Origin of the sequence: Ruminococcus sp. (assembly GCF_017549005.1) — a bacterium.
Taxonomy (GTDB): Bacteria; Bacillota; Clostridia; order Oscillospirales; family Ruminococcaceae; genus Ruminococcus.
On sequence record NZ_JAFYYT010000053.1, the window covers coordinates 42,505 to 54,496 of the forward strand.

Annotated in this window: 11 protein-coding genes; 6 read left to right on the forward strand and 5 right to left on the reverse strand. The window is 45.7% G+C overall.

Translation table 11 applies throughout. From position 1 onward, the window contains the following. Window positions 1–24: 24 nt before the first annotated feature. From IKW96_RS12890 to IKW96_RS12905, 4 genes are read right to left on the reverse strand one after another with little or no spacing between them, the layout of a single operon-like run. Complete coding sequence (locus IKW96_RS12890; RefSeq protein WP_296575601.1) at window positions 25–345, reverse strand: hypothetical protein; 321 nt, start codon at window positions 343–345, stop codon at window positions 25–27. Continuing rightward, entirely contained in the window at window positions 345–1,850 is a 1,506-nt protein-coding gene (locus IKW96_RS12895; RefSeq protein WP_296575604.1) for a tetratricopeptide repeat protein, read from the reverse strand. The genes IKW96_RS12890 and IKW96_RS12895 overlap by 1 nt, the downstream gene beginning before the upstream one ends. Before the next feature lies 1 nt (window position 1,851). Continuing rightward, window positions 1,852–2,406 carry a She9 / Mdm33 family protein gene (locus IKW96_RS12900; RefSeq protein ID WP_296575607.1) on the reverse strand — a complete coding sequence of 185 codons (555 nt, stop codon included), beginning with the start codon at window positions 2,404–2,406 and terminating at the stop codon, window positions 1,852–1,854. A gap of 16 nt (window positions 2,407–2,422) precedes the next feature. Beyond that, window positions 2,423–2,734 carry a hypothetical protein gene (locus IKW96_RS12905; RefSeq protein ID WP_296575610.1) on the reverse strand — a complete coding sequence of 104 codons (312 nt, stop codon included), beginning with the start codon at window positions 2,732–2,734 and terminating at the stop codon, window positions 2,423–2,425. 476 nt (window positions 2,735–3,210) lie between these two features. Here IKW96_RS12905 and IKW96_RS12910 point away from each other — a divergent pair, with 476 nt between their 5' ends. The 6 genes from IKW96_RS12910 (at window position 3,211) to IKW96_RS12935 (ending at window position 10,505) form a co-directional block, all read left to right on the forward strand. Next, complete coding sequence (locus IKW96_RS12910) at window positions 3,211–3,435, forward strand: cation transporter (protein WP_296575613.1); 225 nt, start codon at window positions 3,211–3,213, stop codon at window positions 3,433–3,435. Between the two features lie 30 nt (window positions 3,436–3,465). Next, a complete protein-coding gene (locus tag IKW96_RS12915) occupies window positions 3,466–5,337 on the forward strand; it encodes a heavy metal translocating P-type ATPase (RefSeq protein WP_296575616.1) in 1,872 nt (623 codons plus the stop codon). A 45-nt stretch (window positions 5,338–5,382) separates the two neighbouring features. Next, window positions 5,383–6,225: an ARMT1-like domain-containing protein gene (locus tag IKW96_RS12920; protein ID WP_296575619.1), complete on the forward strand. Its 843-nt coding sequence runs from the start codon at window positions 5,383–5,385 to the stop codon at window positions 6,223–6,225. 221 nt (window positions 6,226–6,446) lie between these two features. Further along, entirely contained in the window at window positions 6,447–7,511 is a 1,065-nt protein-coding gene (locus IKW96_RS12925) for a MoxR family ATPase (RefSeq protein ID WP_296575623.1), read from the forward strand. 1 nt (window position 7,512) lies between these two features. Further along, window positions 7,513–9,354 (forward strand): hypothetical protein, encoded by a 1,842-nt coding sequence (locus IKW96_RS12930; RefSeq protein ID WP_296575626.1) that lies wholly within the window; start codon window positions 7,513–7,515, stop codon window positions 9,352–9,354. A gap of 197 nt (window positions 9,355–9,551) precedes the next feature. Next, the gene (locus IKW96_RS12935; RefSeq protein ID WP_296575630.1) at window positions 9,552–10,505 is read left to right on the forward strand and encodes a hypothetical protein; all 954 of its coding nucleotides are present in this window, start codon (window positions 9,552–9,554) and stop codon (window positions 10,503–10,505) included. A 32-nt stretch (window positions 10,506–10,537) separates the two neighbouring features. Here IKW96_RS12935 and IKW96_RS12940 read toward each other — a convergent pair whose 3' ends face one another. Beyond that, entirely contained in the window at window positions 10,538–11,959 is a 1,422-nt protein-coding gene (locus tag IKW96_RS12940; protein WP_296575633.1) for a sodium:alanine symporter family protein, read from the reverse strand. Window positions 11,960–11,992: the final 33 nt, after the last annotated feature.

Genomic DNA, 11,992 nt, shown 5'->3' on the forward strand with positions numbered 1-11,992 from the left:
TTGTCCTCCTTGTAATTGATCGTATTATAAATTTATATTTTGATTAAGCTGTTCATACTTAATAAAAACATCTTTGTAGTATCCCGTATTTATTATCTGCTCCAGCGTGTTGGAAATGTGGTCGATGACAGCGATCATATCCTCTATCGGCTTGACGATCACCTTTTCTCCCGTTAACTCCAGCTGTTCTCCTGCGGGAGTATTGAGCGCCGTAGTCAGATCGTGATACATGGAATGAAGTTTTTCCTTTAATTTCTCGGTTCTGGTCTTGAGCTGCTTCATATCTGCCGAAGCAGTATCAAAAGCAGCATCATTCAGAACGATATCCTGATCAAGAAAAGCCATTATCCGTTACCTCCCGTTTTTGCCTCGGCAATGCTTTTCATAAAGCTTTCTTTCATGTCGTTTGAAAGCAGATCGCAGAGCTCCTCCGCTTCACTGTATCTGCCAATATCGGTCAAGCACTGTATCCTGTAGGTAACGGCTGTGATATCCGCTGGATCCCTGAGGACAGCATTGCGGAAGAAAATAATAAGCTTTTCATACTCGCTGTCTGCTTCTGCCCTGCCAAGCTTTTTCAGAGCGTTTACATAAGTATATCTGCCCATGTACTCGCTGAACGGCTCGCTGCTGCCCTGAAGCCTTCGCGCATATGTCATTACCTTTTCAAAGTCGCCTTTAAGTGTATATGCGCCGATATACAGGCGGTTTATCTGATCGGTCAGAGTACCGCCGAACTCGGGAGCATCCGCTTCGTCAAGCTTATAGACCGTATCCTCCGCTTCCGCGGGTTCGTCATCAAGAACGGTAAAGTAATCCCTTGCACCGTCTTCATCAGGCTCGACCTGAGAAGCAAGAGCGTCGATCCCCTCTGCACCGTATTCGTTTTCAAGCTTTACCCTGTCTGCTTCCAGCATTTCCTCAACGTCATATTCGGTGAGCTTATGTGGCTCAAACTCTTTCTGACCGATATCAAATCCAAGATTGAAGCTCTGTACTGGATTGAGTGCCGCATTAAGGCAGTTTATTGCGCTGTCAGCCTCTTCGAGCTGTAGATATATCTCCGCTGCGTTTATGTATGTTTCCGATACCTCCTGAACTGTAGGTTTCAGTTTCTTCAACGACTCATCAAGATAGCCGAGAGCTTTTCCAAGACATTTGACGTCCTTTGAATCACGGTACATATCAAGCTCACAGGACATACAGTCGAAATAGTAATCCATACCGATCTCAGTATATTTCGCAGCTTTTCTCAGCTCAAATTCCGCTTCCTTGTAGCGTTTCAGCTGACACAGGAATCTGAAAGCCGTTCTGTATCCGATATAGGACGACGGAGAGATCAGCTTCATCTGATTTGCTGTGAAGATACCGTTTTTCACATCTTCTTTAAGTCCGTAGATGACCGCCATTCTTTCAAGGACTTCCATATCGGGTCCCATTATCTGCTCGGCTTTTTTCAGATTTATGAGGGAATCATCAAGCCTTCCTATGTCAAAACATATGATACCGAGAAGATGATAAAGCTGAGCCGTGTTTTCCTGAGAACAGCCAAGCTCGTCAGCTTTTGTGAATTCCTTCAGTGCCTCCGCCGTTTTCTCACAGGCGCAGAGCGCATAGCCAAGATTAAAGTGCCTGTTTCCGTTATTACGGTCGTTTTCTACAGCCTTTAAGTAATAATCTGCCGCCAGCTCATAATTATCAAGGGACATTGCCGAATTTCCCGCAGCCTGATAAGCATCTGCGCTGTCTGGTCTGACCTCTATTGCTTTTTTTGCAAATTCAAGTGCTTTTCCGAACTGTCCGTTTACAAATGCAAAATTAGAATCCGAAAGTAAAGTTTCAAAATCCATATTATGTGTCTTCCTCCATTTTTTTCTTGTAGTATTCCATATCGATTGAAGAATTGTGTTTTACAGATTCCCAGTAGCCTATGTCAGAATTCGCATTCCTTATCTCGGACTCTCTCAGGGAAAGCGCTGTCTCCGAGTCACTTTTCTGCCTTTTAAGCTCAGCTATCTTCGTGTTAAGTGATGATTTTTTTAAGTTGAGCTGTTCATAAACTCCGTTTATCTTATTACGGGTATCGGTTTTATAAACATCACTGAGATTTTTGGCAGTTACATTGCTGCTCGCGACCATGCCGCTGAAATTGACATTCGCCTCTTCAATGGACGACTGCGACTTGTCGCATGAACGTACAACATCGTCCCTTGTCTTTACAGCTTTTTCAAGAGCATCAAGAGCTGCCGTATATTTCGTTATCTCTGCGCTGTATCCGTTTATATCGTTTATCAGTCGTTTTTTTTCATTTCTCAGCTCGCTTATCCTGTTTTCCTTTGAGTTTATCTCCGAGCAGGCGTCATAATATCTGTTTTTGGCGTTGTTATAGTAGTATTCGTAATCCATTTGCTCACCTCTCAGCTCATTTCTCTGAAACAGGATTCCTGTTGAATTCAGCCAGATCGTTGTCCAGCTGATTGTAGCTGTCGATAACGCTCTTGATGACTTCATCGTTGATAGTGTTAAGTACGTCTTTGAGGCTGCCTATTTTTTCAAGGATATGGTCAGTTTCAGACTTGTAAGCCTTTGCTCCGTGACCACTCCAGCTTGAAAGGAGCGTGGAATTGATCTCGTTGAATTTTGTCTTTATTTCCTGAAATTCTTTGATAGCTTCTGCACTCTGACTTACAAATCCTTCAAGTTTTCCGATATCAGCTTCAATAAATGCTCCCATAGGCAACTCTCCTTTTTATGCGATTTCAGTTCAGAAATATATACTTATATTTATTATACTTTCTTTTGGAAAATAATACAAGATTATTGGCTGATTATTGTATAATAACTCATTTTTTTCAACATACGATAAATTTTTATATCATTTATAGAAGTCAAAAACTGCTTTTATAATCTGGTTTTCAGCTTTTAAAGTTAACGCCTGCCGATAAGAAGTCCGACTTATAATACAATGCTATATCTTCCGCGTATTACGGCAACTTTTTATAAAACCAGAATAATCATGAAATAGTACTTGACAAATGGAAAAAAGTATGCTAATATATGAATAGATATTCAAGTGTTCAAATAACTACTCTCTTATATTCATATGTTTAACGGTAATATAAGCGAGGTTATCGGACATATAAGGGAATATAGGAGCTTTACGCTCAGAACTGCCGGAAAACGGCAAAAAATAATGAAAGGAACATGATTATGAAAAAGATTTTCAAGCTTATTGATCTTGACTGCGCTAATTGCGCGGCAAAAATGGAGAACGCAATAAAGGAGCTCCCAGAGGTAGAGGACGCAGTTGTCAGCTTTATGACGCAGAAAATGACTATCAAAGCTGCTGATGATACCGATTTTGACGCACTTATGTCAAAAGTTGTCAAGCTTTGCAAAAAAGTGGAGCCTGACTGCGAGATCGTACTGAAATAAACCCGTAATAGCAATAAGGAGTGCTGTATCATGAGCAAGAAGCAGAAAAACATACTGATAAGGATAATTGCAGCCGGTATTCTTCTGGTCATCGCTGCATTGCTCCCGCTTGAAGAGAAAAGCCCTGCAAGGCTTGCGGCATTCCTTGTTCCCTACGGCATCATAAGCTGGGACGTCCTTTGGAAGGCGATAAGGAATATAAAGAACGGACAGGTCTTTGACGAGAATTTCCTTATGGCCGTAGCGACTATCGGAGCTCTTGCGGTAAAGGAATACCCCGAAGCGACCGCGGTTATGCTGTTCTATCAGATCGGCGAGCTTTTTCAGAGCGTTGCAGTCGGAAAGTCGAGGAAAAATATCGCTTCGCTCATGGATATCCGTCCCGATCACGCCAATATCGAAGTTGACGGAAAATTAGAGGAAGCCGATCCGGAGGAGATCGAGCAGGGACAGATTATCGTTGTCAAGCCCGGTGAGAGAATACCTCTTGACGGCATAGTAACTGAGGGAGTTTCGTCGGTGGACACCTCTGCCCTTACAGGCGAGAGCGTTCCGAGGACTGTCAGAGAGGGCGACAGCGTAATAAGCGGATGCATAAATCAGAGCGGTATGCTCAAGATCAGGGTCACAAAGGAGTATGAGGATTCCACTGTATCGAAAATACTCGACCTCGTCGAAAACTCAGCTTCAAAAAAGGCGAAAGCCGAGAATTTCATTACCAAATTTGCGAAATACTATACTCCTGCCGTAGTTATTTCCGCACTTCTGCTTGCAATTCTCCCACCTCTTGCAACAGGCGGTAACTGGGCGATGTGGATACACCGTGCTCTTATTTTTCTTGTTATCTCCTGTCCGTGTGCGCTGGTGATATCAGTTCCTCTCAGCTTCTTCGGCGGAATAGGCGGCGCCAGCAAAAAAGGAATACTCATCAAGGGCGGAAACTTCCTCGAAGTTCTTGCAAATGCAGAAATAGTCGTATTTGACAAGACAGGAACCCTTACAAAGGGTGTGTTCGAGGTGAACGAGATACACCCACACATCATCGAGGAGGATAAGCTCCTTGAGCTTGCAGCCTATGCGGAAAGCTATTCCGACCACCCTATCGCTCACTCAATTTCGTCCAGATACGGAAAGGAAACTGACAGAAGCCGTATAAGCTCCAATGAAGAGATATCGGGACATGGAATAAAGGCGGTTATCGACGAGCATGAGATATGCGCAGGAAATTCAAAGCTCATGGATAAAATGGGCGTGGATATCGTGCCCTGCGATAAAGCGGGAACAATGGTGCACATCTCCGATAACGGACAGTATGCAGGTCATATCGTTATATCAGACAGGATCAAGGAGACCTCGCAAAGTGCTGTAAAACGCCTGAAATCACGCGGCGTGAAGCAGACGGTAATGCTTACGGGAGACTCTTCGTCAGCGGCAGAGGCTGCCATGAAAGAGCTCGGTCTCGACAAGGCTTACAGCGAACTTCTGCCTGCGGATAAGGTAGATAAAGTTGAAGAGCTGCTGAAAGAAAAAACTCCGAAAGGAAGCCTTGTATTCGTAGGCGACGGTATAAACGACGCGCCTGTTCTTTCAAGAGCAGATGTCGGTATCGCAATGGGCTCGCTTGGCTCTGACGCGGCAATAGAAGCTGCCGATATAGTTCTCATGGACGATGATCCTGAAAAGATCGCTCTTGCTATGGACATCTCAAAGCGAACGCTGGGGATAGTTTACCAGAATATCATATTTGCTCTCGGAGTCAAGTTCATCGTTCTTCTGCTCGGAGCTCTCGGTATAGCCAATATGTGGCTTGCGGTCTTTGCAGATGTGGGAGTTTCCGTTATCGCTATACTCAATGCTATGAGAGCTATGAAAATAAAGGATATCAGCTCAGAACAGGACTGATATGACTGCCATGTCATAAAAATAATGTTTTATAAGGAGAAAATGATGCGTATTTCTCAAAGCTGTGCCGACTGCCTGTACACGCGCCAGAAAAACAAGACCGATAACGCCGGATATCTTGCCGAGATAAGATCGCTTCTTGACAACAGAAGTGAAAACGATACCAGTCCGTATATGGTGTATCTTTTCAATAAAGCTCATATCAGATACTTCGGCAAAGCCGCGGATTACAGCGGCATAAAGAAACAGTACAACGACCTTGTCCTCTCAATGGAGGAAAAACTGCGGCGTGTGATAAGCTCTGCGGAGGATCCTCTTGCAAGTGCGCTTATCATAGCTCGTATAGGCAATTATATCGACTTCGGAGCTATGAACAGCGTTGATAATGACAAATTTCTCGGACTCTTTTCCGATACGGCCATGCGGGAGGACGACAAAAAGACCTATGAAGCTTTTCTGCGCGAATGCGCCGAAGCTGAAACTTTCCTCCTTATATGCGATAACTGCGGCGAGATAGTTCTTGACAAGCTCATGCTCGAACAGCTGAAAGTACGATTTCCGCAGCTCACTGTAAGAGCTATGGTTCGGGGCGGAAATGTTCTCAACGACGCAACTGCCGAGGACGCGGTATATGTGGGGCTTGACGATGTGGCCGAGATCATTGCCAACGGCGAAGCCATTGCAGGTACGGTCTACGAAATGCTCTCCGAAGATGCGAAAAAAGTGCTTGATACTTCCGATGTGATACTTGCAAAGGGGCAGGGAAATTTCGAGTCTATGTCGGGACAGGGGCGTCACGTATTCTATGAATTTCTGTGCAAATGCGAACTGTTTACCACTCGTTTCAATGTTCCGAAACTGACAGGTATTTTTATCGAAGAAAACTGAAAAAAACGACGTCAAAACTGACACCAATAAAGTGATTCCATGAGATCTTTAACAGTTATTGACTGCCGGTAAGAATCAGCCTGTTATAGGCTGATTTTTCTGTATATACTGCTTTTCCCCAATAATTCATGATGGATTGACTTATTACTCCATATATGGTACAATAAATCAATAATAACTGATCATGTTTACAGCTTAAAGCTGATTATATCGGAGGGAATATGAATCTGTCATTTACTGTTACACAAAACGAGTTGTCTGATATTCTTCTCAACCTTTCCCCTATCAGACCTGTTTTCATCTGGGGAGCACCTGGCATAGGCAAATCAGCGCTTGTGCAGAAATTCGCCGATGATGTGGGACTGCCCTGTGTTTCACTGCTCGGAAGCCAGCTTGCTCCCGAGGATATCATAGGTATACCGCAGATAAAGGGCGCAACGTCTGAATTTATACCGCCCAAAATGATTGCACGGCAGGAACCGTATGTACTTTTTCTTGATGAACTCAACGCCTGCTCTCAGGAAGTGCAGAAGGCTTTTTACAGCCTTATCCACGAAAAGCGCATAGGCGAATATCATCTTCCAAAGGGCAGCGTTGTTATCGGCGCAGGAAACCGCTCACAGGACGGTGCTATCGTAAAGACCATGTCCACCGCCCTTGTGAACAGAATGTTCCATGTACAGCTCGTAGCCGATCCGCAGCAGTGGATTAACTGGGCATATGAGAATGAGCTCCACTCGTGGGTCATCGACTATATAACCCAGCGCCCCGACCACCTCTTTTCGGAGCCGCCCAAAACTGAAGAGCCTTATTCCACTCCGCGTTCGTGGCATATGCTCAGCGACGCTCTGAAAGCCTACGGCGCAGGAGAAAAGGAAGTTCCCGAAAGCATATTGCGAGTTCTTGCATACGGCTCTGTTTCGGCAAGTCATGCAGGTCTGTTCCTTGCCTTTGTCAAAAATCTCAGCAACAAGAACCTGCTCAGCCAGATAATCAAGGGCGACGCGAGGTTCCCGAGCGACCCCAAGGACAGAGATGTGCTTTACTTTGTTTCCCAGAGCTTCCGTGCAAAGCTTCTCATGGAGCTTCCCGAGGACAAGCAGAAAATGGACAAGAACGCTCAGTTCCTCACTCACCGCGCAAAGGCTCTTATCAAGGATCTGTCCCACATCAGCCTTGAACTTGCTCAGATGATAGTATCATCAGACGACGGCAAGGTACTTCCCGAATGGTTCATGGTCGAGATAGTACGCGACCTGCCGCGGCTTATTCAGAACGACAAATAATATGGCTAAGAAAAAAGAAGATAAGATATCAAAATGCGAGCAGCAGCTTCTCGACGGTATTGAGCTGATAGATAAGCACCCTCTTTTCGGAAAGCTGCGTATAAGTACCATAAATGTCCCGAAAAGCAAATTAGGCAGGAATGTCCCTGCAAAAGTCTCCTCATCAGGCTATGTATACCTGAACAAGGACTGCGATAAAACGCCTAAGGAATGGGCATATATCATTGCACACTGTATGCTCCACCTGTCTTTCGGACATTTTGACGCAGACCGTATGCCAGGATACTGGCAGAAGATCAGCGAAAAAAAGGAGAAGTGGGTAAACGACTATGTCCCTGCACTATGGAATATGGCCTGCGATATTTTCATAACCCGTTTTCTTGCAGATGTAAAATTCGGCAGCAGCAATATTGATATGACTCTGCTCAATACATACGGCTCGGCTTCAAGTGAACTTAAAATATACGATCAGCTCGTTGAAAGGCACATCTCCGCAGACAGCAACGTTTTCGGAACAGCAGGCGAATTCCCCGATATGATAGGAACAGACTCGCCGCTCACATACCGCTACGGAAAAAACCATCATATAACGGATTTCGCCTATGCACTTGCCGATTCTGTACGTTCCGTGATCAATGAAGCTGCCGACCGCCCTGCTTCTGACGGCAGACACAGATCAGTAATGGCAAAGGCAGCCGAGTGGTTCATCAACCACTATCCCCTGCTTGGCGGAGTCGCCACAGGCTTTAAACTCGTCGAAACGCATCAAAGAAATGACCTTGACGATATCGAAATAGCCGCTGTTAATGTAGTAAACGGGGAAATATACGTTAATCCTGCCGCCGGCCTCACTCTTGAGGAGTGGAAATTCGTACTTGCTCATGAGTACCTGCACGCCGGCTTGCAGCACCATGCCCGCAGAAACGGTCGCGAGCCTTACCTCTGGAACATTGCCTGCGACTTCGTTATCAACGGCTGGCTGAACGAGATGCAGATAGGCATCATGCCGCAGAACGGTCTTATGTATGACGAAACATTAAAAAATCAGTCCGCCGAAGAAATATACGACCGACTGATAGAGGATCTGCGTAAGAACTCAAAGCTCTCGACCTTCCGAGGCTATGGCAAGGGCGATATAATCGACAAGGGCTGGTCGCCCGATAAGGGCGGCGCAACTTCACTGGACGACTTCTGTAAAAGTGCGCTGCGAAGCGGTCTTGAATACCATACTTCAACTTCACGAGGATATATCCCCGCAGGACTTATCGAAGAGATAAAGGCACTTTCAATGCCGCCTGTTCCGTGGGATGTTGAACTTGCAAAATGGTTCGATACATGGTTTGCTCCCCTTGAAAAGCACCGCACCTATGCACGTCCCAGCCGCAGACAGAGCAGCACTCCAGATATTCCCCGACCAAGCTGGGTGCAGGCTGATATTCCCGAATACTCACGGACTTACGCAGTAATAATCGACACCTCGGGCTCAATGTCTCCCACTCTGATTGGAAAAGCCCTCGGAGCTGCCGCAAGCTATTCGGTAGCAAAGGACGTTCCGCTTGTAAGAGTAGTTTTCTGCGACGCACATGCATACGATATCGGATACGTTGATCCCGAAGACATTGCAGGCCGAGTAGCAGTCAAGGGCAGAGGCGGAACTGTATTGCAGCCTGCTGTCGATCTGCTCGAAAGGGCTAAGGACTTTCCTAAGGACGGTCCGATACTCATAATTACCGATGCAGGCATCGAACACGACCTTAAAGTTCATCATGAACACGCATTTCTCATACCCAACGGGTCAAGACTTCCCTTCCGCGCCAAAGGCAAAGTGTTCTATTTCAAATGATTTTTTATAGCATATAAAGGTATGCAGCCTTTTAGTTGTGTAAATCAGGAGCTGGTACAGATGATCACTGTATCGGCTCCTGAGCTTTTTTAATAAGATGTCAAAGGCAGCCAATATTTATGCAAAGTAACAGTTGCAATCATGTTTGTAAAGTGGTATACTATACTTTGTGATTCTAAACAGAAAAGGTGACCTGATTGCAAACATTCAGAAAAGCGCTCCCTGTTATCCTGTCACTCATACTGGCGACCGGTATGGTGGCTGCATCGGAGCTTTTACACGATAAAGAGATAATCTTCCCTGAAATAACGGCTGTTGCCATAGGAGCACTGGCAGCTCCGAAACAGTCATGGAACGCATCAAGGCTAAGGCTGCTGCTTACGATAACCGCGGCAGCTGTAATAGGCGTAGGACTGGCATTTGTACCGCTCCTGACCGTTATTAAGATACCGCTTGCAATACTGTGTGCAATTGCTTGCGTTACCGCTTCAAAAACTGAGTTTCTGCCTGCTGTATCAGCCTGCGTACTGCCAGTGCTGCTGGGCACAAAAAGTCCCGTCTACATAGGCTCGGTAATCGTGATGACTTCACTGATACTCCTTACACAGCTGACACTTGAGAAGTGCGGTCTACGTGAGAAAAACGTTTTTACGCCCGTAAATCCCGATAAGCAGCTGTTCGCACTGCGGATAAGACAAATATCAGCTGCAAGTATCATCTGCATAATCCCGGCGCTGACAATGGAGATATTCTTTATAGCACCTCCGCTCATCGTAGCATTCTTTGAGATGTCAAAACCGCACAGCAAGCTGCTGGAGCGTTCACCGCAGGCAGCTTCGCTTATAGTCATCGCCTCGGTCAGCGGAGTCCTCTCACGCTTTCTTCTCACAGAAAAGCTGAATCTTCCCCTTGCAGTACCGGCTGCAGTTTCGTGTACAGTAATACTCATCGCCGTTTGCAGAATGAAGCTCTATTTTCCACCATGCGGAGCGATAGCAACTCTGCCGTTCATAATTCCCGAAGAAGCTTTGCTGATATTCCCGTTCGAGATAGCAGCTGGCACATTGTTCTTCATTGCTGCAGCTTTTGCGCTTTCAAAAGAACGCCGCATAATATTAAGAGTAAAGAAAATATTAAGGCCGCAGAATTAACTGCGGTCTTTTTACATCAGAAATGCATATTATCACTCTTTGACCAGCCCTGCTTTAAGCCTTGTCAGATAATCCTTTGTCTCAGCTGAAACTACACCAGAGAGAAGTATTATCGCAATAACATTCGGAATAGCCATCAGGCCGTTGAAAATATCCGCAATGTTCCATACTGCTTCAACTGCGAGGTACGGACCTATGAAAACAGCGGCAATGTATACCCAGCGGTATATATTGGTGACCTTTTTATTTGCGCCTGTAAGATAGGACAGGCAGCGCTCAGAATAGTAGTTCCAGCCAAGGATAGTCGTGAATGCGAATACCGCCAGACATGACATCAGAATGAAAGAGGACACTCTCTCGCTGAACGGCAGACCGTAATCAAAGGCGTCCATAGTTATCATTACGCCTTTAAGCTCAGAGGTATTATGACTGCCCGACATGATTATAGCAAGTCCTGTCATTGTACATACTATGATAGTATCGATAAAAGTACCTGTCATTGTAACAAGTCCCTGGCGGACAGGTTCGCTGGTCTTTGCTGCGGCAGCTGCGATAGGAGCTGAGCCGAGACCTGCTTCATTTGAGAAAATACCTCTTGCTACGCCGCTCTTCACAGCATACATCATAACAGTGCCTGCTGCACCGCCGGCAGCGGCTTTAAGGCTGAAAGCCCCCTTGATTATTGAAGCAACCGATGAAGGTATCTCGGTTATATGACAGAAAATAATTGTAAGGCAGCAGCCTGCGTAAGCTACTATCATAACAGGCACTACGACCTCGGAAACTGTAGCTATACGCTTAATTCCGCCGATAACGATAAGTGCTGTCAGCAGAGTTATAAGAGCTCCTGCAATTACCGTTGTCCATGTATATTCCATGCCAAATACAGAGATTGTATGGATTTGCTGAGGATCGAAGAAATTGTTTGCAGCCGAGGTTATACCGTTTATCTGTGTTATGGTACCGATGCCCATTATACCTGCAAGCAGTCCGAACAGCGCAAACATTTTGCCCAGCCATTTCCAGTTCTTACCGAGTCCGTTTTCAATGTAATAGAAAGGGCCGCCGAGGATATTACCGTTTTCGTCCTTGATACGGTACTTTACCGCGAGGAGCCCCTCTGCATATTTTGTAGCCATACCAAGGAATGCGGCAAGCTCCATCCAGAAGAGCGCACCTGCTCCGCCTGCGGCAATAGCAGTAGCAACTCCGACTATATTTCCTGTTCCGACCGTAGCGGACAAAGCTGTACACAATGCTGCAAAGCTGGAGACCTCACCGCTTCCGTTTTCCTCGTTTTTCACCATGTATTTCAATGCTTTACCAAGCTTGCGGACCTGCAGAAACCTCAGTCTTACCGTAAGCAGGATACCGCACGCCATAATTAGGATTATCAGCGGGAGTCCCCATACATAGCCGTCTATCTGATTTATCACATCGTTTATCTTACTCATTGACACCTCTCCTGTAAAGTAAATAAAGCCCTG